The sequence below is a fragment of the Oscillibacter sp. KLE 1745 genome (assembly GCF_000469445.2).
Lineage (GTDB): Bacteria > Bacillota > Clostridia > Oscillospirales > Oscillospiraceae > Oscillibacter > Oscillibacter welbionis.
In genome coordinates this window covers 1-20807 of sequence record NZ_KI271720.1, presented here as the reverse complement: position 1 = coordinate 20807, position 20807 = coordinate 1, and the positions used below count along the sequence as shown (strand labels likewise).

The 20807-nt window shown below is 62.2% G+C and carries 26 protein-coding genes; 12 read left to right on the top strand and 14 right to left on the bottom strand.

Annotation, left to right across the window (positions count from 1 at the left end; translation table 11 throughout):
- The 3 genes from HMPREF1546_RS18230 to HMPREF1546_RS07880 all read right to left on the bottom strand — a co-directional run.
- Positions 1 to 1209, bottom strand: a 1209-nt coding sequence (locus HMPREF1546_RS18230) for a Clp protease N-terminal domain-containing protein (RefSeq protein ID WP_021751837.1), incomplete at its 3' end; no start/stop codon positions are given.
- Positions 1210 to 1244: 35 nt separating this feature from the next.
- On the bottom strand, positions 1245 to 1754 hold the full coding sequence (locus tag HMPREF1546_RS07885) for a UvrB/UvrC motif-containing protein (RefSeq protein ID WP_021749162.1): 510 nt from the start codon (positions 1752 to 1754) through the stop codon (positions 1245 to 1247).
- A 73-nt stretch (positions 1755 to 1827) separates the two neighbouring features.
- On the bottom strand, positions 1828 to 2280 hold the full coding sequence (locus tag HMPREF1546_RS07880; protein WP_025544308.1) for a CtsR family transcriptional regulator: 453 nt from the start codon (positions 2278 to 2280) through the stop codon (positions 1828 to 1830).
- Positions 2281 to 2570: 290 nt separating this feature from the next.
- On the opposite strand from HMPREF1546_RS07880, the gene HMPREF1546_RS07875 reads away from it, so the two are divergent.
- From HMPREF1546_RS07875 to rsmI, 5 genes are all read left to right on the top strand, one after another.
- Entirely contained in the window at positions 2571 to 2744 is a 174-nt protein-coding gene (locus tag HMPREF1546_RS07875; protein ID WP_025544307.1) for a DUF362 domain-containing protein, read from the top strand.
- Between the two features lie 199 nt (positions 2745 to 2943).
- Entirely contained in the window at positions 2944 to 4212 is a 1269-nt protein-coding gene (locus tag HMPREF1546_RS07870; RefSeq protein ID WP_021749165.1) for a S41 family peptidase, read from the top strand.
- A complete protein-coding gene (locus HMPREF1546_RS07865; protein WP_021749166.1) occupies positions 4209 to 5063 on the top strand; it encodes a TraX family protein in 855 nt (284 codons plus the stop codon). Before HMPREF1546_RS07870 ends, HMPREF1546_RS07865 begins: the two co-directional genes overlap by 4 nt.
- 349 nt (positions 5064 to 5412) lie before the next feature.
- Positions 5413 to 6147, top strand: coding sequence for a tRNA1(Val) (adenine(37)-N6)-methyltransferase (locus HMPREF1546_RS07860; protein WP_021749168.1), 735 nt, complete (start codon positions 5413 to 5415; stop codon positions 6145 to 6147).
- Positions 6144 to 6977: a 16S rRNA (cytidine(1402)-2'-O)-methyltransferase gene (gene rsmI, locus HMPREF1546_RS07855; protein ID WP_021749169.1), complete on the top strand. Its 834-nt coding sequence runs from the start codon at positions 6144 to 6146 to the stop codon at positions 6975 to 6977. Before HMPREF1546_RS07860 ends, rsmI begins: the two co-directional genes overlap by 4 nt.
- Before the next feature lie 79 nt (positions 6978 to 7056).
- Here rsmI and HMPREF1546_RS07850 read toward each other — a convergent pair whose 3' ends face one another.
- Positions 7057 to 7299 carry an AbrB/MazE/SpoVT family DNA-binding domain-containing protein gene (locus HMPREF1546_RS07850; protein ID WP_021749170.1) on the bottom strand — a complete coding sequence of 81 codons (243 nt, stop codon included), beginning with the start codon at positions 7297 to 7299 and terminating at the stop codon, positions 7057 to 7059.
- 192 nt (positions 7300 to 7491) lie between these two features.
- On the opposite strand from HMPREF1546_RS07850, the gene HMPREF1546_RS07845 reads away from it, so the two are divergent.
- Positions 7492 to 8076: a nucleoside recognition domain-containing protein gene (locus tag HMPREF1546_RS07845; protein WP_036630220.1), complete on the top strand. Its 585-nt coding sequence runs from the start codon at positions 7492 to 7494 to the stop codon at positions 8074 to 8076.
- Positions 8073 to 8594, top strand: coding sequence for a spore maturation protein (locus HMPREF1546_RS07840; protein WP_036630223.1), 522 nt, complete (start codon positions 8073 to 8075; stop codon positions 8592 to 8594). Before HMPREF1546_RS07845 ends, HMPREF1546_RS07840 begins: the two co-directional genes overlap by 4 nt.
- Before the next feature lie 20 nt (positions 8595 to 8614).
- Here HMPREF1546_RS07840 and HMPREF1546_RS07835 read toward each other — a convergent pair whose 3' ends face one another.
- From HMPREF1546_RS07835 to HMPREF1546_RS19575, 4 genes are read right to left on the bottom strand one after another with little or no spacing between them, the layout of a single operon-like run.
- On the bottom strand, positions 8615 to 9526 hold the full coding sequence (locus tag HMPREF1546_RS07835) for a GerMN domain-containing protein (protein ID WP_021749174.1): 912 nt from the start codon (positions 9524 to 9526) through the stop codon (positions 8615 to 8617).
- Positions 9523 to 10959 carry a cell wall metabolism sensor histidine kinase WalK gene (locus tag HMPREF1546_RS07830; protein WP_021749175.1) on the bottom strand — a complete coding sequence of 479 codons (1437 nt, stop codon included), beginning with the start codon at positions 10957 to 10959 and terminating at the stop codon, positions 9523 to 9525. Before HMPREF1546_RS07830 ends, HMPREF1546_RS07835 begins: the two co-directional genes overlap by 4 nt.
- On the bottom strand, positions 10937 to 11614 hold the full coding sequence (locus tag HMPREF1546_RS07825; RefSeq protein ID WP_021749176.1) for a response regulator transcription factor: 678 nt from the start codon (positions 11612 to 11614) through the stop codon (positions 10937 to 10939). The genes HMPREF1546_RS07830 and HMPREF1546_RS07825 overlap by 23 nt, the downstream gene beginning before the upstream one ends.
- Complete coding sequence (locus tag HMPREF1546_RS19575; RefSeq protein WP_021749177.1) at positions 11595 to 11999, bottom strand: helix-hairpin-helix domain-containing protein; 405 nt, start codon at positions 11997 to 11999, stop codon at positions 11595 to 11597. Before HMPREF1546_RS19575 ends, HMPREF1546_RS07825 begins: the two co-directional genes overlap by 20 nt.
- 118 nt (positions 12000 to 12117) lie before the next feature.
- On the opposite strand from HMPREF1546_RS19575, the gene HMPREF1546_RS07815 reads away from it, so the two are divergent.
- Complete coding sequence (locus HMPREF1546_RS07815) at positions 12118 to 13482, top strand: D-alanyl-D-alanine carboxypeptidase family protein (protein WP_021749178.1); 1365 nt, start codon at positions 12118 to 12120, stop codon at positions 13480 to 13482.
- 77 nt (positions 13483 to 13559) lie between these two features.
- Here HMPREF1546_RS07815 and HMPREF1546_RS19895 read toward each other — a convergent pair whose 3' ends face one another.
- The 6 genes from HMPREF1546_RS19895 to HMPREF1546_RS07800 form a co-directional block, all read right to left on the bottom strand.
- Positions 13560 to 13706 (bottom strand): IS3 family transposase, encoded by a 147-nt coding sequence (locus tag HMPREF1546_RS19895; protein WP_353848044.1) that lies wholly within the window; start codon positions 13704 to 13706, stop codon positions 13560 to 13562.
- A 16-nt stretch (positions 13707 to 13722) separates the two neighbouring features.
- Entirely contained in the window at positions 13723 to 14076 is a 354-nt protein-coding gene (locus HMPREF1546_RS18800) for a DDE-type integrase/transposase/recombinase (RefSeq protein WP_147629916.1), read from the bottom strand.
- On the bottom strand, positions 14031 to 14321 hold the full coding sequence (locus HMPREF1546_RS19890; protein ID WP_021749181.1) for an IS3 family transposase: 291 nt from the start codon (positions 14319 to 14321) through the stop codon (positions 14031 to 14033). Before HMPREF1546_RS19890 ends, HMPREF1546_RS18800 begins: the two co-directional genes overlap by 46 nt.
- A 125-nt stretch (positions 14322 to 14446) precedes the next feature.
- The gene (locus HMPREF1546_RS07805) at positions 14447 to 14704 is read right to left on the bottom strand and encodes a hypothetical protein (RefSeq protein ID WP_021749182.1); all 258 of its coding nucleotides are present in this window, start codon (positions 14702 to 14704) and stop codon (positions 14447 to 14449) included.
- Positions 14685 to 14837, bottom strand: coding sequence for a hypothetical protein (locus tag HMPREF1546_RS19885; protein ID WP_021749183.1), 153 nt, complete (start codon positions 14835 to 14837; stop codon positions 14685 to 14687). Before HMPREF1546_RS19885 ends, HMPREF1546_RS07805 begins: the two co-directional genes overlap by 20 nt.
- A 196-nt stretch (positions 14838 to 15033) precedes the next feature.
- Complete coding sequence (locus HMPREF1546_RS07800) at positions 15034 to 15711, bottom strand: GntR family transcriptional regulator (protein ID WP_051319982.1); 678 nt, start codon at positions 15709 to 15711, stop codon at positions 15034 to 15036.
- A gap of 268 nt (positions 15712 to 15979) precedes the next feature.
- Between HMPREF1546_RS07800 and HMPREF1546_RS18790 the strand changes: the two genes are divergently transcribed.
- Genes HMPREF1546_RS18790 through lpdA form a run of 4 tightly spaced genes read left to right on the top strand, consistent with a single transcriptional unit; the run spans position 15980 to position 20720 of the window.
- A complete protein-coding gene (locus HMPREF1546_RS18790) occupies positions 15980 to 16945 on the top strand; it encodes a thiamine pyrophosphate-dependent dehydrogenase E1 component subunit alpha (protein WP_036630226.1) in 966 nt (321 codons plus the stop codon).
- Positions 16946 to 16959: 14 nt separating this feature from the next.
- Positions 16960 to 17940, top strand: coding sequence for an alpha-ketoacid dehydrogenase subunit beta (locus HMPREF1546_RS18785; RefSeq protein ID WP_021749187.1), 981 nt, complete (start codon positions 16960 to 16962; stop codon positions 17938 to 17940).
- A 16-nt stretch (positions 17941 to 17956) separates the two neighbouring features.
- Positions 17957 to 19315: a 2-oxo acid dehydrogenase subunit E2 gene (locus HMPREF1546_RS07785; protein ID WP_021749188.1), complete on the top strand. Its 1359-nt coding sequence runs from the start codon at positions 17957 to 17959 to the stop codon at positions 19313 to 19315.
- Between the two features lie 10 nt (positions 19316 to 19325).
- Entirely contained in the window at positions 19326 to 20720 is a 1395-nt protein-coding gene (lpdA, locus tag HMPREF1546_RS07780; RefSeq protein WP_021749189.1) for a dihydrolipoyl dehydrogenase, read from the top strand.
- Positions 20721 to 20807 lie beyond the last annotated feature (87 nt).

Genomic DNA, 20807 nt, shown 5'->3' with positions numbered 1-20807 from the left:
CAGGTCGATGGCCTTGTCCGGCAGGAACCGGTCGTTGATATACCGGGCGGAGAGCTTCACGGCGGCCTCCAGGGCCTCGTCGGTGATCTGGAGGCTGTGGTGCTTCTCGTACTTCTCCCGCAGGCCCTTCAGGATCTCCAGAGACGCCTCCTGGCTGGGCTCACCCACCTGCACCGGCTGGAACCGGCGCTCCAGGGCGGCGTCCTTCTCGATATACTTCCGGTACTCGTTCAGGGTGGTGGCGCCGATCACCTGGATCTCGCCCCGGCCTAGAGCCGGCTTGATGATGTTGGCGGCGTCCACGGCGCCCTCGGCGCTGCCGGCGCCCACGATGGTATGGAGCTCGTCGATGAAGAGGATCACATTGCCGGACTTCCTGACCTCCTCCAGCAGCTTCTTAATCCGCTCCTCAAACTCGCCCCGGTACTTGGTGCCCGCCACCATGCCGCTGAGGTCCAGGGACAAAAGGCGCTTGTCCAGCATCTCGTCGGGTACGTCGCCCATAACGATCTTCCGGGCCAGACCCTCAGCGATGGCGGTTTTGCCCACACCGGGCTCACCGATCAGGCAGGGGTTGTTCTTGGTGCGGCGGGAGAGAATCTGGATCACCCGCTGGATCTCCCCGTCCCGGCCGATGACCGGGTCCAGCTTGCCGGCCCGAGCGTCGGCGGTCAGGTCCCGGGTGAACTCCTTCAGGGTCTTGTTCTTGCCGTTATCCTCCTTTGCGGGGCTGGTGCCGGAGCGGCCGGGATCGGCGGCCTGACTCCGGGGCATCTCACCCAGCTTCTGCATCAGGGCTGTGTACAGGTGACGGGCATCCACGCCAGCGGTGCGCAGGATGCGGACGGCCATATTGTTGCCTTCCCGCAGGATGCCCGCCAGCAGGTGCTCCGTGCCCACGTAGTTGTAGCCGCCCCGCATGGAGTCCTCCATGGCCAGCTCCACCACCCGCTTGGCGCGGGGGGTGAGGCCCTGGGCGGGATTGCTGCCGGGCAGACCGGCACCCACGCTCTTCTTGATGATCTCCACGATCATGTCATCGGTGAGGCCCGCCTCCGTCAGAACGGTGTGGGCCACGCCCTCCTCTTCCCGGATCAGGCCCAGCAGCAGGTGCTCCGTGCCCACGTAGCCGTGGCCCAGCTCACCGGCTGCCTCCTGGGAAAGCCGCAGGGCCTCCTCCGCCCTGGGCGAAAATTTGTTCTCATTCATAGTGTCTTACCTTCCTTTCCATGGGAAAGTCCCGTTTACTTGTTTTCCTTCTGCTCCTTGTGAGCGGCCTCCAGAGACCTGATCTGGTCCCGCAGCTCCGCCGCCCGCTCAAAGTTCTCCTGGTGCACAGCCTTCTTCATCTCCAGCTTCAGCGCGTTCATCTGGCGCAGATAGGCAAAGCGGCTCTGGTCCTCCTGGCCTACCAGGTCGTCCTTCTTTTCCTGCTTTGCCTCCTGCTGCTGGACAGGAGAGGCGCTCAGGGCCGGCATCTCGGCGAAGAAGTCGTCAAAGGGGTCCTCCAGCATCTTCATTCTCCGCCCCAGCAGGCTGGGCATGGGAGAGAAGAAATCGTCGAAGAAATCGTTTCCAAAGAGGCTGTTCCCGAAGAAGCTTTGCATCATCCGCTGGCTCTGGGCACCCAGCCGCTGGGTATAGCCCAGCTTTTCCGCGCAGTCGCTGCACAGGTGCTTCTCTTCCACATGGCCGTTCACGTTGCTCCGATACACAAAGGTAACTTCATTCTTACCACAATTTTCGCATTTCATAAATCAATTCCTCCTATCATCTGGAAACTGTGCGTGCTTATTGAAACATTTTTCCCCGCTGCCCGGGTCCCGGCTACACCTGCAGGATCAGCACCTGCTTCATGATGTCCGCCCGGACGGTGTCCCGGCTCTCCCGCGGGACCGCGGCCAGGGCCTTGTCGCCGACGGCGGCCAGAATGCTCCGGCCTGCGTTCTCCTCCAGGGCGCCGGCCTGGACCAGATTGTTCAGGATGGCCCGAGCGGAGGCCAGGTCCACCTGGCTGCCCAGGGTGTTGATGACCTGCATCAGCAGCGTCTGGCGGTCCACCCGGACCCGGGTGATCCGGATGTAGCCATTGCCGCCCCGGCGGCTCTCCACGATATAACCCCGCTCCGGGGAAAAGCGGGTGGACATCACGTAGTTGATCTGGCTGGGTACGCAATTGAAGCGCTGGGCCAGGTCATTGCGCTGGACCTCCAGCACACCACCGTCCGTCTCCTCCAAACTCTCCTGCAGGAAGCTGGCAATCAAATCGGAAATCCCCACGGATGATTCCTCCCTTTCCAAAGAACGCCTCATCTCTTTGACTTTGACTTTCTTTAACCTTTTGTTCTGTGTTTAGTATAACACGCCCGAGCAAAATGTCAAGAGTTGAATTTTGACTTTCTTTGACCTATTTGAAAACAATTTGTGAACAGTTAGTCTTGACAAACGTCATTTTTGGACGCTTTCCCGTATTTTTTCGAAAATTTAACCATAGAATTTGAACGGCTGGTACTTGCTTTTTTTAATTTGTATGCTACAATAGGGGTACAATTCTGATGGAGGTGCTTCCCATGGCTTACAAAATCACTTCTGCCTGCGTGAGCTGTGGCTCCTGCGCGGACGCTTGCCCCGCCGGTGCTATCAGCCAGGGCGATGACCAGTACGTCATCGATGCTGCCGCTTGCCTGGACTGCGGTTCCTGCAGCGACACCTGCCCCAACGGCGCCATCGTCCCCGAGGAGTAATCGAGGATACATAAAAGGTCCGCGAGCCAAAGCTCGCGGACCTTTTTGTCGTTTCGGGAACTGTAAGAAATCTGTAAGAGATTTCTCCATAGAGTTGTAAGAAATTGGTGTTATCCTGCCGGTGTTCCCCGCTGGAGTGAAGAAAGAGGCCCTTTACTCCCGTAATATTGGGGACAGCCGATTTGAAAGGAGACACACGATGAAACACGCTTGGAAGAAGCTGCTGGCAGCAGCGGTGCTGCCCTGTCTGCTGGCGGGATGCGGTGCCCTGGGAGGGCCGGAATCTGAGGTCCCCTCCATGGACCACTTGCTTGGCTTGACCCAGGAACAGCGGCTGGAGGACTACGACTACCTGGTCCAGACGCTGGGGGACAGCTATCTCTGCATGGGTGTCCGAGACCGGGACAACCCGGAGGACCCGTCGGCGGCCATCTTCCAGGCATACCGGGAGATGATCCAGGAAAGCGACAGCGACGAGGTATTCTATTCCGCTGTTTACAGCACACTGTTCCGCCTGGGGACATACGGCCACCTCTGGATCGTGGAGCCGGATATGTACCGCGCCTACTGTGAGGCCTATGAGGACGGCGGCATCCAGGACCGGGAGCACTGGCGGGAGGTGCTGACGGACCCGGTGACCGTCCGGGGCTATGAAAGACTCCAGACGCTGCTGGATGCCTACGGCGAAGAGGACGGCACGGTCAATTCAGCCGATTCGGAGGAGCCTGCCGCGAACCTCCACACCCTGCTCCTGCCCGGCGGAGACGTGGGGTATGTGAAGATCGACAGCTTCCCGGCGGAATATGAGGACAGCTACGCCACAGACCGGGCGGCCCTGACGGACTTCTACCGCCAGGCGGCGGACTGCACGGATCTCATCATCGACCTGACGGACAACTCCGGCGGAAGCGAGGTCTACTGGCAGCAGCTGCTGGCGGCGCCCCTGACGGACCGTCCCCTCTCCTGCACCAACTATGCCCTGCTGGCGGAGAGCGGCAACAACCGCCCCTATATCCAGGAGGTGTTCTCCCCGGAGGAGCTGCACCCCATCGCGGACCTGCCGGATCTGCCCAAGCTGGAGCGGGACGGAATCCAGGCCGCCACCCACTTTGTGGAGAGCACCCTCTCTGTGGAGCCAGCGGCAGAGCGGGCCCCCTTCCACGGCCGCATCTGGGTGCTGGTGGGGCCAGCGGTCTACTCCGCCAGCGAGTCCTTCGCCGTGTTCTGCCAGGAGACAGGCTTCGCCACCCTGGTGGGCAGTCCCACCGGCGGCGACGGCATCGGGGCTCTGGATCCAGTCTTCCTGCAGCTGCCCAACAGCGGCATCCTGGTGCAGTTCACCATGATGTTCGGCCTGAACGGTGACGGCTCCAGCAGTGAGGAAACGGGCACCACGCCGGACATTCTCTCCCCTGCCGGGGAACCGGCTCTGGTGACGGCCCTGCGGGCCATGGAGGGAGTCGCATGACCGACCACTGTCTGGAGGAAAGCCGCGGCCTTTCCGGAGAAACGCCACAGGGGCTGCCCGCCTGCCCTCCCCCGTCCGCTGAATGCCTGGAGCGGTCCTGGGGCGGGCTCTCCCTCAATCATCTGAAGGCCGTGGCGGTGGCGGCCATGGTGATCGACCATATCGCCTTCGCCTTTGTCCCCGACGGCACCCTGTTGGCGATTCTCCTGCATTCCATCGGAAAAATCACCGGCCCCACCATGTTCTTTGCCGCCGTGGAGGGCTGTCACCACACCAGAAACCTCAACCGGTATCTGCTCCGCCTGGCTGTTTTCGCGCTGGTCAGCTGGTTTCCCTTTCTGTACTTCCACTTCGGCGGCGATCTGGCCGCCATCCAGCTGATGCGCCCCAATGTCATCTATACCATTTTTCTGGGCGTTCTGGCGGTCCGCATCCGCAGGAGCCCGCGCCTCTGCTCTGCCTGGAAGGTCCTGCTGATTTTGCTCCTGTTCATCCTGTCTGTCCCGGCGGACTGGGGCTACACAGGCGTGGTGATTATCCTGGTGTTCGACTATTATTATGGCAGTTGGAAGCACCAGGCGTTTGCCTACTGCATGGTGGTCATGCTGGAGATGGGGGTGCTCTCCCTGCTGATCCACCCGTTTTTCGGACTGTTTTACGACCATGTCTTCCAGATCGACTGGGAGCTCTACGCCTACTCCGTCGAGTACGTGGGGGCGTTTCTGCCGCTGCTGCTCCTCTCCCGCTACACAGGCCGGCACGGAACCAGCGGCGGTTTTTCCAAGTGGTTCTTTTATATGTTCTACCCCCTCCACCTGCTGGTCCTGGGCTGGCTCCGGACCGTGCTGTAAGTCTCGGCCCTCACGACCCGCAGGGGCCTGGACCGGCGGGCGATGAGAGCATCGGCCTGCTGCAGAAACTTCCATCACCCACCGGGCCAGCGGCAGCAAAAAGAGAAGGCGAGAACATGCAGTGGCCGCTCCGCGCCGTCCGCACGATCCGCCACGGGGCAGCAACTACAGGAATCGCAAAAGGCCCAAAGGCCAGACCAAATCGGCGCTTGCACCGATCGTCGCGCGGAGGGCCACTGCACCGGAGCGCGCCCAAGCGGCCTTTTCTTTTGAACCGTGCCCCCCATTGCAAGAATGATGATCTTCCATTATAATATGAATATAGACATCATCCAATGGGGGGATCGACTTGCAGCACTGGGAACTCCTCTGCCCCGGCGGACTCTCCTTCGTCTGCGATGACGGCCTGTTCCAGCCCAGTACCGACTCCTTTCTGCTGGGCAGCTTTCCCCGGCTGAAGCCGGGGCTTCGGGTGTGCGACCTGGGCAGCGGCACCGGACTGCTGGGCCTTCTGCTGTTCCAGCGCCAGCGGGCACTGTCCATCACCGGTGTGGAGCTGCTGCCGGACGCCGTCCGCTTGGCGGAGCAGGCCGCCGCCCGGAACGGCCTGGCAGACCGCCTGATCTTCCGCCGGGGAGACCTACGAAAGATCCGCGGCCTGCTGCCCGCCGGTGGCTTTGACTTGGTGGTGTGCAACCCTCCCTACTATCCCGCCGGGTCCGGCAGGCTGCCGGAGACTGAGGCCCTCCGGGCTGCCCGGTCCGAGACTGGCTGCACCCTGGAGGATATCTGCACGGCAGCAGCCTGGCTGCTGCGGTGGGGCGGGAGCTTCTGCCTGGTCCACAAGCCGGAGCGGCTGGCGGACCTGTGCTGCGCCCTCCGGGCCCGGGGACTGGAGCCCAAGCGGCTGCGCCTCGTCTGCCGCCGGGCGGGGGACGCCCCTTCCCTGCTGCTGTTGGAGGCCCGCCGGGGCGGACGGCCCGGGCTGGACATCGCCGCCCCCCTCTGCCTGGAGGACGGGACCGGCCGCCCCACGGCGGAGCTGGACAACGCCTATTTCCGAACAAAGGAGACGAACGCATGAGCGGTACGCTGTATCTGGTGGCCACGCCCATCGGCAACCTGGGGGACTTCTCTCCCCGGGCAGCGGAGACGCTGGGAGCCGTGGACTTCATCGCCGCGGAGGACACCCGGGTCTCTGTGAAGCTGCTGAATCACTTTCAGATCAAAAAGCCCCTGGTGAGCTACCACGAACACAACCATGCCGCTGCGGGCCAGGCCATCCTGCAGCGGCTGCTGGCTGGGGAGTCCTGTGCTCTGGTGACGGACGCCGGTACACCGGCCATCTCCGATCCCGGAGAGGATCTGGTGCGGCTGTGTGCCGAAAATGGGGTGGAGGTGCTCTCCATCCCCGGCTGCTGCGCGGCAGTGAATGCCCTGGCGGTCAGCGGCCTGCCCACGGGGCGGTTCACCTTTGAGGGCTTCCTCACCGTCAACAAGAAAAGCCGCCGGGAACGGCTGGACTCTCTGAAAAACGAGGAGCGGACCATGATCTTCCACGAGGCGCCCCACAAGCTGCGCGCCACGCTGGAGGACCTGCGGGAGACCTTCGGTCCGGACCGGCGGGTGGCCCTGTGCCGGGAGCTGACGAAGCTCCACGAGGAGACTGTGCGCACCACCCTGGGAGAAGCGGCGGCCTATTACCAGGAAAACACCCCCAAGGGAGAATACGTGCTGGTGGTGGCGGGCAGCCCGCCCCGGGAGACCGCCGCCGTCACGCTGGAGGAGGGGACGGAGCAAGTCCTGCGGCTGGTGGCCCAGGGAATCCGGCTGAAAGATGCCGCCCGGGAGGTATCGGCCCACACGGGTCTTTCCAAAAACGAGCTGTACGCCGCGGCCCTGGAGCGGTCATGACCCGCGCAGGACATACAGCGCAGAAGACGCCCATGCGGAGAACTCCGCATGGGCGTCATGTTTTCAGCGCACAGGGCGCTCACAGCTCTTTCAATTCTTTCAGGCACTTGGGGCAGATATTCTTCCCCTTGAATACCGTGATGTCTTTGGTGGCGTCGCAGAAAACGCAGCTGGGCTTGTATTTTTTCAGAATGACGGACGAGCCTTCCACATAGATTTCCAATGCATCCTTCTCGCCGATATCCAGCGTCCGGCGCATCTCGATAGGGAGCACGATCCGTCCCAGTTCATCCACCTTTCTGACAATTCCCGTTGATTTCACGATGTATCTCCTTTTTCAGCAATATGTCCTAACTATCATTTATAAGAACATATCACAGACGGTCGCATTTTGTCAATTTGATTCCAAAAATAAAGTGAATTTACCAATTTGCTTTTTTGAAATCTCAGTTGTCCTCTCTATATTTTTTGTGAGGCAACTGGGTATCCGTCACAAACACAGGGGGGAATGACAATGGCAATGACCTGGATCTGGACCGGGATGGTGGTGCTGTCCCTGGTCTTCGGCCTGTTCACCGGGAATCTGGACGCCGTGGCCGACGCGGCTATGGACGGCGCCGCCTCCGCCGTGGAGCTCAGTGTCTCCATGGCCGGCATTCTGTGCCTGTGGAGCGGCGTCATGGAAATCATGAATGTCTGCGGCCTCTCTGCCGGATTGGCCCGGGCCTTCCGGCCCATTCTGCGGCGACTGATGCCCCAGGCCAGCCGGGATGAAAAAACGTTGGCGGCACTCTCCGCCAACGTGTCCGCCAATCTGCTGGGACTGGGCAACGCCGCCACGCCCCTCGGGATCCAGGCGGCCCGACGGATGGCCCGCGGCTGCAGCGGCACCGCCAGCGACGAACTGTGCCTGCTGGTGGTGCTGAATACCGCTTCCATCCAGCTGCTGCCCGCCACCATCGCCTCCGTCCGCAGCGCCAGTGGAGCCCAGTCTCCCTTCGACATCCTGCCGGCGGTGTGGCTGGCCTCGGCCCTGTCGGTGGTGGTTGGCGTTCTGACGGCCAAATTCCTGGCCGCCGTGGGGAGGTGCCGGCGTTGAATCTCAGTTCTCTGGTGATCCCCGTACTGCTGGCCGGGGTGGCCCTCTACGGCATGGGGAAGCGGGTGGATGTCTACGGCGCCCTGACCCACGGGGCCGAAGAGGGGCTCACGGTCCTGCTGAAGGTCCTGCCTGCCCTGGTGGGACTGCTGACCGCCGTGGCCATGTTCCGGGCTTCCGGCGCCCTGGAGTGGCTCACGGGCCTCTGCGCCCCGGCGCTGGAGTTTCTGGGCATTCCGCCGGAGACCACGCCGCTGATGCTGGTGCGCCCCGTATCCGGCAGCGGCGCCCTGGCAGTCGGCTCGGACCTCATCGCCACCTACGGCCCCGACAGCTACATCGGCCGGGTGGCCGCCGTGATGCTGGGCAGCACGGAAACCACATTCTACACCATCGCCGTGTACTTCGGCTCTGCCGGGATCATCCGCACCCGGCACACGGTCCCGGCAGCCCTGGCCGCGGACCTGACGGGGTTTCTGGCCTCCGCCTTCGCGGTGCGGCTGTTCTTCGGCGCCTGATGGGGCGGCGTCCCGCGCCGTCAAGCTGCGCTGAGATAAGGCTCCAGCACAGCGGCGCCGCCGTAGGCGGAGGCGAACTCACCGTCCACCAGATACCGCACCTCTTCCACTGCCCGCAGGGACAGCAGGGAGTCCGCCAGTGCCCGGAGGGCCAGGGACAGATCCGCCCCCTCCGGCAGACCCGGCAGAGCCGCCGTGGGCAGGTCCACATAGCACGTGCTCTCTTCCAGCCGGACGGAAGTCACCTGGAACCCCTCCGGAATGGCGGAGAGCCAGTCCTTTTCCTCCGTCCCCTCCAGCAGGGCCTTGACCACGGCCCCGGCCTGCGTGTCCCCCTCGTACAGGTCCAGTGTCATCTCCACCGGCGTCAGGCCGCCGGTCTCATCCAGAAAGTACAGGGTGGCGTTCAGCGTGTCGATCACATCCTCGTTGCTGGAAAACAGGACATCCCTGGCTGTGAAGATCTGCCGGTCCCGGTAGGCCAGCGGCTGGCCCCGGACCGTCACGCTGACAGCGGAGATCTCCGGCAGCTGGGTCAGCGTCAGGGTGATGGCATAGTCTGCCAAGGCCAGCGCCACGCCGGAGAGCAGCCGGTAGCGGGAGGAGAGGTCCACCTTGGCCCGGGTACCATCCAGCTCCAGGGACAGCAGGGTAGTCTCCTCTGGAATGGCGCTGGTGAGGGCGGCGTCCTCCGGTCCCGCCAGCAGCTCCGTCACCAGATACTCCGCCAGCTCCCGGGTGTCCCGCACCTCGCCCGACTCGATGTACAGCGGCTCCGCCCGCAGGGCATCGCCGCCAGGGGCGTCGGACAGATCCGCCTCCAGGAAATAGAGGTCGTATGTCTCGCCCTCGCCGGAAATGCGGGGCTGTCCCCAGCCGAAGGCCGCCAGAAGGGCGGCGCACAGCAGCACGGCAATCCATCGCTTTTTCATGTCTGGCCGCCTCCTTCCCGCCAGGGCCAGCGGACGGTGAAAACTGCGCCGCCTCCAGGACGGTTGGCCGCCTCCACAGTGCCGCCCCGCTTTTCCACCGTGTCCCTGACGATGGCCAATCCCAGACCCGTGCCGCCGGCAGCGCGGGACCGTGCCTTGTCCACCCGATAGAACCGCTCAAAGATCCGGGGCAGGTCCTCTTCCGGGATGCCGGCGCCGTTGTCCTCCACCGTCAGCACCACCTGATCCCCCTCCCGAAACAGGGAGACCTGGACCGTGCTGCCCGGCGGCGTGTACTTCACGGCGTTGTCCGTCAGATTATAGATGATCTGGTGGATCTCATCCCGGGTGGCCAGCATCGTACAGGTCCCCTCCGCCCGATAGGTCAGTTCCGTTCCCTTCTCCTGGGCCACCAGGCTCATCATCCGCATCACCTGCTCCAGCACCGGCAGCGCGTCCACTACCACCGGCCGCTCCAGCACGTTGCTGTCCAGCCGGGTCAGGCGGAGCAGATCCTCTGTGATACGGGAGAGGCGCTCCGCCTCCTGCCCGATGTCTGTGACAAATTCCCGGGCCGTCTCCCGGTCGATGTTCTCCGTCTGGAGGATGGAGTCCGTCAGCAGCCGGATGGCCGCCAGGGGCGTTTTCAGCTCGTGGGAGGCGTCGGACACAAAGCGGCGGCGGGCGTTCTCCGTAGTCTGGAGGCGGTCCGTCAAGCTGTTGAACTCCTGGGCCAGCTGGGCGATCTCGTCGCGTCCGGGCACCTCCGCCCGGTGGCTGTAAGCGCCCTCCCGCACCTCCCGGATGGCGGTGAGCAGCTGGCCGATCTTCCGGGTCAGCGCCCGGGACAGCAGGCCGCTGAGACACAGCACCACCACCGCGATGCCGGCGGAGAGCCGCAATAGATTGCCCTGCAGCCCCTCTAGCAGAGCGGCCTGCTCCGTGTCATACTCGTATGCGTATACGGCGCCGATGATCTGGTTCTGGTACAGCACTGGCGAGGCCGCCCGGCTGCGGAAGGCCCCGTCCCGGTAGCTGCTGGAGAACACGTCGTTCCCCAGCAGGGCCTGGACGATCTCTGTGTAGAAGCTGTACTCCCCCAGGGCGTCGTTGGTCTCCCGGGTATCGTAGAGGACCTTGCCCGCACTGTCCGTCACCAGGATGCGGCTGAGGCCCGTCTCCTCCACCACCGCCATGGCCTGGGACACATTCTCCTCGGTCAGCCGGTCCAGGCCGGACAGGGAGTAGACCATCACGGACACGCTGCTCTGGAGCGTGGTTGCCTTGGAGCGGAACACCAGATCCTGCGATACCCGCAGCGGATAGGTGTTCAGCAGCAGCAGCACGCCCGCGATAATCAGGATATAGCTCAGGCCGAACTTGAACTGCAGGCTGTCCCAGATCCTGCCCTTATCCTTTGAAATAGTATCCAACTCCCCACTTGGTCATAATATACTCCGGCTCCGCCGGGTTCTTCTCCAGCTTCTCCCGCAGGCGGCGGATGTGGACATCCACCGTCCGGTAGTCCCCGGCGTAGGCATAGCCCCACACCACGTTCATCAGATTCTCCCGGCTGTACACCCGCCGGGGATTGCGCATCAGCAGCTCGATCAGATCGTACTCCTTGGCGGTCAGATCCACGGTCTTTCCATCCCGGATGGCCACCCGCTCCTCCGTGTTCAGGGACAAGTCCCCCGCGGTCAGGACGGCGCCCCGGTTCCGCTGCGTGCCGGCGGCCCGCCGCAGCAGCGCCCGAACCCGGGCCTTCAGCTCCAGAATGTTGAAGGGTTTTGTAACATAGTCATCCGCTCCGCACTCAAAGCCCATCAGCTTGTCCGCGTCCTCGCTCTTGGCGGTGAGCATGATGATGGGCACATTGGAGAACTCCCGGATCCGCATACATGCCTCCTGCCCGTCCAGCTCCGGCATCATCACATCCAGAATGATGAGATCGAAGCGGCCGTTGCGGGCCAGCTCCACGGCGGAGGCACCGTCATAGGCGCACTCCACCTCGTACCCCTCGTTCTCCAGATTGAATTTCACGCCTTTGACCAGCAGCTTTTCGTCATCAACCACCAGAATCCTCATTTGTCACCTCTCCTTTGCCGTTGTCCACAGTGACGCGGTCCTCCAGCTCGGCGAATTTCGCCTCTCCGATCCCGCTCACCTCCATGATCTCCTCAATGCTCCCGAAGGGGCCGTTGGCCTCCCGGTACGCGATGATCCGGCGGGCCAGGCTCTCCCCGATGCCGGGCAGCGTGTCCAGCTCCTCCGCCGTGGCGGTGTTCAGATCCACCGGCGGGAAGTCCGGGGCGATCTCCTCCCGGGGGACCTCCGCCTCTGTCTCGATGACTACGCCCGGGACGCGATCCTGCCGATCCCGAAGAGACAGGCCCGCCAGGGCGCACAGGAACACCGCCGTCAACCCCAGCAGAATGATCTCACTTTTTGTCGGCCTTCCCCGTCCACTCACTGTTGAACTCCCACCCGTTTTTTGATATACTATGAATTGAAATGTCGAACCGCGGCGCTTTTCGCCGCCGCTGCCGCGCGATGCAAGTTGATTATACCACAGATGGTAGGAGTTTGATATGAAAACACACCGCTTTTTCTCTGTTTTTTTGCTGCTGATCCTGGCGGTCTCCCTGCTGACAGGTCCTGCCTCCGCCGCAGAGGTGCCTGACCCCGCCATCCAGGCCAAGGCTGCCCTGCTGGTGGACGCCAACACCGGCCGCATGGTCTATGGAAAGAACGAGCACGAGGAGCTCTATCCCGCCAGCCTCACCAAGATCATGACCGCTCTGCTGACGCTGGAGGCAGTGGACAGCGGGCAGCTGTCCATGGACCAGCCAATCACTGTTACGGAGAGCGCCCTGGAGGGGCTGGCGGCGGATGGCAGCACCGCCGGCATCCGGGCCGGGGAGGTGCTGACGGTGGAGCAGCTGCTGGAGTGTATGCTGATCGTCTCCGCCAACGAGGCGTGCAACATTCTGGCGGAGCAGGTCAGCGGTAGCGTGGACGCCTTCGTGGGCGCCATGAATGAAAAGGCTGCGGCTCTGGGGTGTGAGAACACCCACTTCGTCAACACCACCGGCCTGCATGACAGCCAGCACTACACCTCCGCCTGGGACTTGTACCTCATCACAGCGGAGGCCCTGAAGCATGACGACTTCCTGCGGATCTGCGATATGAAGAGCGCCACCATCCCCGCCACCAATCTCAGCGAGGAGCGGGTGCTCCACTCCACCAACTACCTGATCTCCAACTGGCGGGCCTTGGGATATCTGGACAGCCGGGCCCACGGCGTCAAGACCGGCTCCACCTCCGATGCCGGCCACTGCCTGGTATCCACTGCCGCGGAGGGCAGCCTCTCCTTCATCAGCGTGGTGCTGGGGGCCGAATCCGTGACCTTGCCCAGCGGCGGCACCCAGGTCCAGAGCTTTTCCGAGACCTCCCGTCTCTTCGACTGGGGTTTTGAGAACTTCTCCTATCAGACGGTGCTGGAGGAGGCTGAGCTGGTGAAGGAGGTCAGCGTGGCGCTGTCCAAGGTGGACCATGTGTCCGTCCATCCGGCGGCGGATGTGGAGCTGTTGCTGCCCAAGGGCACTGATCCCGCCTCTCTGGAGCGGACGCTGGACCTGGAGAGTCCTGTGGACGCTCCGGTCACCGAGGGGCAGGTGCTTGGCACTCTCTCCCTCTCTCTGGAGGGAGAGGTGTTGACCACGGTGGACCTGCTGGCCTCCCATGATGTGGAGGCCTCCGGCCTGCTGCTGTTTTGGCGGAACGTGCGGAACTTCTTCAGTTCCACCGCGGTGAAGGTGGTTGGCATCGCGTTGCTGGTGCTGGCGGCGGCGCTGATCGTCTGGAAGCTGACGGTAGGCCGCCGGCGCTACCGGTACGGCCGTAGCGTACCCCGCCGCCGCGGGGGCGGCTACCGGGGCCGGAGGCGGCATTGACACAAAAGGGCCCTGGGGCAGCAGTGAACCGCGCCAGATAGTGCGGACAGCATAAAAAGGCTTTCATGTATGGAATTTTAAGCGGAGAGGCGCAACGTAAGCGGCGCCTCTCCAGTTTTTAACTGGATACGTTCATGGTTGTAGAAGTGAATGTAGCGGTTAATCAGTTCGTTGGCTCCTGAGAGAGTGGCGGGTTTGCGGCGGTAGATACATTGCCATAGCATTGTCATAACCATTTCCTCATCTTGACATGGAAAGTATAATTCCATATTTTGTCAGGTCAAAGTATGCTTGCCAGGTGTACTGGAACCCCTGGTCGCTGTGGATTTGCAACTCTGCAGCGGCCCTCTTTTTCTCCTTGCGCATGACCAGGTGAATGGTGTCCAACACTAGGTTGATGGTTTGCTTTGTGCTGGTCTTGTAGGCAACAATGCTGTTATCATAAAGTTCCCAGATCATGGACAGATACTGTACGCCCTGCTTGGTGTGGATGTAGAAAATATCCGTCGCCCATTTGCTGTTGGGTCTGTCCGCATGAAACCGACGGTTCAGCAAGTTTTCGTATTGATTGCCTGCTGCCCTAGATTGCCCCATTTTCTGCGCCGCCGGATTTCCGCAAGCAATTCGTATTTCTCCATGATACGCAGTATGGTCTTGGGATCACGGTGGATGTCCCGCTTTTTCAGCTCCAGACACATCCTGCGACAGCCATGTGTACGAAAGCTGCGCTCCCTCTGTTCCGCAATGATTTCTGCAAGGGCCGCGTCTTTCTCCGGCCTACCCAGACGATGGACGAAATCGTAGTATCCGCTTCGGGATATCTGAAAAAATCGAAACATAACGGATATTCATTTCGGTGCCGGTAGATCACTGCGTATTTTGCCCTTGACCTCGCTTTCTTCCTGTAGAGCGCAGAAAATCCCGCAATCGTTCGTTTTCCATCTTTGTAGGGATGGGGATGTTTTCAGACGATCTCGATGGCTTTCCTACCGGAGAGAGGGGCAATCGTCATCTCTAGAATGCACAAGGGCTTCCACACCTGATGGATGGCCTGGGCATGGTGCTCCAAGGAGTCCCTCAGCGCGTACTTTACCGCCAGTTTCTCGGTGGCAGTCCGCCTTTCCCGGTTATCCTCCAAAACCCGTACCGTGCCAAAGACCATCACACTGCAGAAGTAGGTCGTCCTACGGATCAGCTCCAGCTTATGCCCCGTCGTACACATAGCTGAGCCGCACCGTGTAGGAGTATCCGCCATCCTCGGCCAGGGCCAGCACGCCGGAGGTTCCCCGCTCCACGACGGCGCGGCACTCCTCCGACGGCAGGACCTGGCGTTTTCTGCGCATTTCCCGGGACATGAACACGCCTTGTTAGCTAAACAAAAATACGCCTTGACTCCATTCTTTCCCTAGCCTGACAGAATGGAGCAAGGCGTTTACTCGGTGGTAACCTTAAATTGCCATATTAAGATAGCACATGAAGATAGCGCATGAGAAGTGGAAGGTCAATGCTGGCAAGAAGTTCTGAAATATCTGCGCGTTTACCAGTTGGTTTCTAAGCCTTGACGCCCCGGATGAAGCCGTCCATCAGGCCGGTCAGATGGTCCTCCAGCATGGAGGTGGCCGTCTTGACGTCCCGGGCGCAGATGGCCTCCAAAATCTGCTGGTGGCCGGACTGGAGCTGCCGCAGACTGGTCGCGTCCGTCAGGGCGGAGAAGCGGAACCAGTTGCGCATATTGCACTGCTCCCATAGCTTCAGTAGCACCTGATTTCCCGTGGCATCGATGATGGCCCGGTGAAACAGGGTGTCACAGTCCGTGAACTGCCGCAGATCTCCCCGGTTGGCGCAGTCATCCATCTCCAGCAGGATGGTGCGCAGATGCTCCACCAACTCCGCCATCCGCTGGTCGTCCAGCTGGATGATGGCGTCTCGGATGCTCTTAGACTCCAGGCAGATCCGCACGCTGTAGTTGTCCCGGACATCCTTCTCCGTCAGCGTCCGGATCCGGGATCCCTTGAAGGGCACCGTCTCCACCAGCCCCATGGCCTCCAGATCCCGGATGGCCTCCCGTACAGGGCCCTGGGACACTCCCAGCTCCTTGGCCCAATAGGTTTCAATGATCCGGTCCCCCGGATTCAGCTTCCCGGAAAAAATCGCCTCCCGGATGGCGTTGCGAATCTCCTCCCGGAACACCTGCCGGTGGGAGACGGAATCTATGCCCTCTCTCGGCACATCCAATCCCTCCATCTGCTGGAAAATCCGCCAAAAACGGCGGATTTTTTGCTCTTATTGAGATTCTATTATATGGAACCCGCCAGAAAAAGTCAATTCTTCCAGAGAAATTCACATTCTGCACAAAACCCGTCCGAAGATTTGTCAAATCCCATAGATTATAAATACTTGATTATCGATAATTCGGGTGTTAAACTGTAAACAAATGCGGGCCGCGCTTCTAATGGCACCCACGGCCCCTAATTCTGTTTTGGAGGTGCATCCTTTCATGATTGATCGTGAAACCGGACTTTGGATCTATAACAAGATGAATGAGATCCGGGACTTTGAGGAGACAGCCTGGACGCTGTTCACCGAAAACAAGCTGCGGGGCTCCGTTCATCTATACACCGGCGAGGAAGCTGTGGCAGCCTCTGTCTGTGCTCAGCTGACGGACGAGGACTACATCGCATCCACGCACCGGGGGCACGGCCACTGCATCGCCAAGGGCGCAGAGCTGGACCGGGCCCTGGCGGAGCTGATGGGCAAGGCCACCGGCTACTGCAAGGGCCGCAGCGGCTCTATGCACATCGCCGACTTCTCCAAGGGCAATCTGGGCGCTAACGCCATCGTGGGCGGTGGCATCCCCATCGCCACCGGCGGCGGCCTGGCCATCAAGATGCAGAACCGGAAAAACGTCTCCGTGGCCTTCTTCGGTGACGGCGCCTCCAACCAGGGCACCTTTCACGAGTCCATCAACCTGGCGGCGGTGTGGAAGCTGCCGGTGATCTACGTGTGCGAGAACAACCAGTTCGGCATGACCGTACCAACCTGGCAGTCCACCTCCGTGGAGAACATCGCCGACCGAGCCGCCGGCTATGGCATCCCCGGCGAGGTGGTAGACGGCAACGATGTGTGCGCTGTGTACGAAGCCTTCGCCCGGGCCAAGGAGCGGGCTCTGAAGGGCGAGGGTCCCACCCTGCTGGAGTGCAAGACCTACCGCTGGCGTGGCCACTGGACCGGCGACCCGGAGCCCTACCGCACTCGGGAGGAGGTCGAGGAATGGAAGGAGAAGCGGGACCCCATCAAGCTGTTCCGCGCCTATCTCACCCGGCACAAGCTGGCCACCCGGCAGGAGCTGGACGACATCGAGGCTGCCGCCGCCAAGAAGATGGAGGCCGCTGTGGAGTTCGCCATGAACAGCCCGGAGCCCGATCCGGCCCATGTTCTGGACGACGTGTTCTATGAAGGTTAAGGGGGTACGAGACAATGGCTAAGCTTTCTTATTCGCAGGCGATCCGGGAGACCATCGCCCAGGAGATGCGGCGGGACGAGCGGGTCTTCGTCATGGGCGAGGACGTGGAGAAGCTGGGCGGCGTGTACGGCTGCACCCGGGACCTCTACAAGGAATTCGGCACGGACCGGGTCCGCAACACCCCCATCTCTGAGTCCGCCATCATCGGCGCCGCCCTGGGCGCCGCCTCCGGCGGGATGCGCCCCATCGCAGAGCTGATGTACTGGGACTTCGCCTTTGTGGCAGCGGATCAGATCTTCAACCAGGTAGCCAAGACCCGGTACGTATTCGGCGGCCATGCCAAGATCCCCCTGGTGATCCGGGGCCAGCAGGGCACAGGCCGCGGCAACGCCGCCACCCACTCCCAGTCCCTGGAGAGCCTGTTCATGCACATCCCGGGGCTAAAGGTGGTCTGCCCCTCCACTCCCGCCGACGCCGCAGGGCTGCTGCGCACCGCCATCCGGGACGACAACCCCGTCTGCTTCTTCGAGCACAAGGTGCTCTACGCTACCAAGGGTGAGGTGTCCGACGACCCGGATTTCTGCATTCCCTTCGGCAAGGCAGACATCAAGCGGGAGGGCACAGACGTGACCATCGTGGCCAACCTGCTGTATGTGAAGCGGGCTCTGGAGGCCGCCGACGAGCTGGCCAAGGAGGGCATCTCCGCTGAGGTCATCGACCCCCGGACCCTGGTGCCCTTTGACTACGACACCGTAGCGGAGAGCGTGAAAAAGACCGGCCGCCTAGTAGTGGTCCACGAGGCCCATCAGAACAACGGCTGGGGCGCCCAGGTGGTGTCTCAGGTGAGCCAGATGGTATTTCCCTATCTGGACGCCGCCCCTGTCCATATCGGCGCCAAGGCCTGCCCCCTTCCCTTTAACCTGGGGCTGGAACAGGCGGTGCTGCCCAGCGTGAAGGATATCGTGGACGCCTGCAAGGCGTCCCTGTACCGCTGAGAAAGGAGCAGACGACATGGCTTCTGTCATTATCATGCCCAAGCAGGGCCTTTTGATGGAGGAGGGCACCATCACCAAGTGGCTGGCGAAAGAGGGCGAGCAGACCACTGAGGGCGCCCCCCTCTTTGAGATGGAGACCGACAAGCTGACCATCACCATGGATTCCACCGCCACCGGCACCGTGCTGAAAATCCTGCATCCCGAGGGGGACACGGTCCCCATCACCCAGCCCATCGCCATTGTGGGCGAGCCCGGTGAAGACATCTCCGGCCTTCTGGGCGATGCCCCGGCAGCCACGCCTCGGGCGGCGGAAAAACCCCGGGCTTCCGCGGCAGAGGCCGCGCCTGCCGCTGCTCCGGTGCCTGCCGTGGAGCACGCCCCCGGTGAGCGTGTCTTCTCCTCTCCCAGAGCCCGTCTCCGGGCAGAGGAAAACGGCGTGGACATCGCCGCCGTCCCCGGCTCCGGGCCGGACGGCCTAGTGGTGGAGCGGGACGTGCAGAACTACATCGCCAACCAGCCCGCCGTGACGCCGCTGGCCGCCAACCAGGCCCGCATCCAGGGCATTGACCTCTCCGGCCTCACCGGCACCGGCCCCAACGGCAAGATCACCACAGAGGACTTGCACATCGCCAGTGCCGCGGTAGAACCCGCACCCGCAGCGGAGCCCATCCCCGGTCAGCTGACCCGGGGCACCCGCACCGAAGCCATGAGCGGGATGCGCAAGGTCATCTCCCGGAATATGCTGACCAGCAAGTCCACCAATGCCCAGACCAACCATCGGATGGTGGTGGACATGACGGCCGCCGTGGCCCTGCGGCGCCAGTACAAGGCCCTGGGTATCAAGATCTCCTACAACGACATCATTGTCCGGGCCTGCGCCAAGGCGCTCCAGGACTTCCCCATCGTCAACGCCAGCGTGGACGGCAGCGACATCGTCTACCATGATTATGTAAATATCGGTACTGCCGTCTCCGTCCCCGGCGGGCTGATCGTGCCTGTGATCCGGGACGCCGACATCATCGGCCTCACCGGCATCGCCGCCAAGTCCGCGGAGCTCATCGAGAAGGCCCGGGAGGGCAGGCTGACCGAGGCCGACTATCACGGCGGCACCTTCACTGTGTCCTCCCTGGGCATGTTCGACCTGGATGACTTCGTGGCCATTATCAATCCCCCTGAGTCCGCCATCCTGGCCGTGGGCAAGATCGCCAAGACCCCCGTGGTGGTCACCGATGACGAGAACGAGGACCAGGTGGTCATCAAGTCCATGTGCGCCCTGTGCCTGAGCTATGACCACCGGATCATCGACGGGGCCGAGGCCGCCAAATTCCTGCAGAAGCTGAAGAGCTATCTGCAGAATCCCATCCTGCTGATCTGAGGAGGCGCCTATGCAGAAATTTGATGCCATCGTCGTGGGCGGCGGCCCCGGCGGCTACGAGTGCGCCATCCGCCTGAGCCAGAACGGCCTGAAGACCGCCCTGGTGGAGGAGGCGGAGCTGGGCGGTACCTGCCTGAACCGGGGGTGCATCCCCACCAAGACGCTGCTCCACTCCGCCGATATCTATCACGACGCCAAAAACGGCGCCCCCTTCGGCGTCAGCGCCGACAACGTCACCTTCGACTACGCCAAAATCATCGAGCGGAAGAACGCCGTCTCCAAGCAGCTGAGCAACGGCGTGGCCTTCCTGGAGAAGAGCCACGGCGTCACGGTGTTCGCCGACCACGCCACCCTGACGGACCGACAAACGGTCCATCTGGCCGGCGGTGAGGACCTGACCTGCGACCACCTGATCGTGGCCACTGGCTCCAGCCCCGCCCGGATCCCCGTTCCCGGCGTGGACCTGCCCGGTGTGGTGGATTCCACCGGCTTGCTGAACATGACCACGTGCCCCAAGCACATCATCATTGTGGGTGGCGGCGTCATCGGCGTGGAATTCGCCACCTTCTTCTATCGCCTGGGCGTTCCGGTCACCATTGTGGAGATGCTGGACCGGCTGCTGGGGCCCCTGGACAAGGATGTCACCAGCTTCGTGGAAGCGGAGCTGAAGTCCTGCGGTGTGGAGCTGGTGCTGGGTGTGAAGGTGGAGTCTATCGAGGACGGCCTGAAGGTCCACTACGCCTCTGTCAAGGATGGCGCCAAGGGCACTGTGGAGGGCGACGTGGTGCTGATGGCCGGCGGCCGAGCCCCCAATACCCGGGGCATTGGCCTGGACACCATCGGCGTGAAAATGGACCGGAAGGGCTTTGTGGAAGTGGATGGTCTCTGCCGCACCAATGTACCCGGCGTGTACGCTATCGGCGACATCAACGGCAAGATGCAGCTGGCCCATGTAGCCTCCGCCCAGGGCCTGCTGGTGGCGGACCACATCGCCGGAAAACCCTGCAAGCAACTGCACTATGAGCGCATCCCCTCCTGCGTCTACTGCAATCCCGAGACCGCCATGGTGGGCCTTACAGAGGAGCAGGCCCGGGCCACCGGCCGGGATGTAGGCGTAGGGACATTCAGCCTCTCCGGCAACGGCAAGGCCCTGACCATGGGCGAGAACAAGGGCTTCGCCAAGTTTGTCTACGACAAGGCCACGGATGAGATCCTGGGCTTCCACATCATCGGCCCCCGGGCCACGGACCTGGCGGCCGAGGTGGCTGCGGTTATGGAGTGCGAAGGCACGGTGACGGAGATTGGCCGCACCGTTCATCCCCACCCGACGGTCAGCGAGGTGGTGATGGAGGCGGCCCACGTGTGCCACAGCACCTGCGTCAACGCCCCCAAGCCCCGAAGATAAAAACAGATCGTGCCCCGGCATCTGCCGGGGCACAGCGTACATTTTATATTTAAAAAGACCAGCTATAAAAAGTCAAGAGGAAAATGA

Excerpts from the sequence above, each read along its gene's own strand:
- HMPREF1546_RS07885 (WP_021749162.1), bottom strand. The coding sequence starts at position 1,754 with ATGAAATGCGAAAATTGTGGTAAGAATGAAGTTACCTTTGTGTATCGG.
- HMPREF1546_RS07875 (WP_025544307.1), top strand. The coding sequence starts at position 2,571 with ATGGCTTACAAAATCACTTCTGCCTGCGTGAGCTGTGGCTCCTGCGCG.
- HMPREF1546_RS07870 (WP_021749165.1), top strand. The coding sequence starts at position 2,944 with ATGAAACACGCTTGGAAGAAGCTGCTGGCAGCAGCGGTGCTGCCCTGT.
- HMPREF1546_RS07865 (WP_021749166.1), top strand. The coding sequence starts at position 4,209 with ATGACCGACCACTGTCTGGAGGAAAGCCGCGGCCTTTCCGGAGAAACG.
- rsmI (WP_021749169.1), top strand. The coding sequence starts at position 6,144 with ATGAGCGGTACGCTGTATCTGGTGGCCACGCCCATCGGCAACCTGGGG.
- HMPREF1546_RS07845 (WP_036630220.1), top strand. The coding sequence starts at position 7,492 with ATGGCAATGACCTGGATCTGGACCGGGATGGTGGTGCTGTCCCTGGTC.
- HMPREF1546_RS07835 (WP_021749174.1), bottom strand. The coding sequence starts at position 9,526 with ATGAAAAAGCGATGGATTGCCGTGCTGCTGTGCGCCGCCCTTCTGGCG.
- HMPREF1546_RS07825 (WP_021749176.1), bottom strand. The coding sequence starts at position 11,614 with ATGAGGATTCTGGTGGTTGATGACGAAAAGCTGCTGGTCAAAGGCGTG.
- HMPREF1546_RS07815 (WP_021749178.1), top strand. The coding sequence starts at position 12,118 with ATGAAAACACACCGCTTTTTCTCTGTTTTTTTGCTGCTGATCCTGGCG.
- HMPREF1546_RS19895 (WP_353848044.1), bottom strand. The coding sequence starts at position 13,706 with ATGCTATGGCAATGTATCTACCGCCGCAAACCCGCCACTCTCTCAGGA.
- HMPREF1546_RS18800 (WP_147629916.1), bottom strand. The coding sequence starts at position 14,076 with ATGGGGCAATCTAGGGCAGCAGGCAATCAATACGAAAACTTGCTGAAC.
- HMPREF1546_RS19890 (WP_021749181.1), bottom strand. The coding sequence starts at position 14,321 with ATGTTTCGATTTTTTCAGATATCCCGAAGCGGATACTACGATTTCGTC.
- HMPREF1546_RS07805 (WP_021749182.1), bottom strand. The coding sequence starts at position 14,704 with ATGTGTACGACGGGGCATAAGCTGGAGCTGATCCGTAGGACGACCTAC.
- HMPREF1546_RS19885 (WP_021749183.1), bottom strand. The coding sequence starts at position 14,837 with ATGTCCCGGGAAATGCGCAGAAAACGCCAGGTCCTGCCGTCGGAGGAG.
- HMPREF1546_RS18790 (WP_036630226.1), top strand. The coding sequence starts at position 15,980 with ATGATTGATCGTGAAACCGGACTTTGGATCTATAACAAGATGAATGAG.
- HMPREF1546_RS18785 (WP_021749187.1), top strand. The coding sequence starts at position 16,960 with ATGGCTAAGCTTTCTTATTCGCAGGCGATCCGGGAGACCATCGCCCAG.
- HMPREF1546_RS07785 (WP_021749188.1), top strand. The coding sequence starts at position 17,957 with ATGGCTTCTGTCATTATCATGCCCAAGCAGGGCCTTTTGATGGAGGAG.
- lpdA (WP_021749189.1), top strand. The coding sequence starts at position 19,326 with ATGCAGAAATTTGATGCCATCGTCGTGGGCGGCGGCCCCGGCGGCTAC.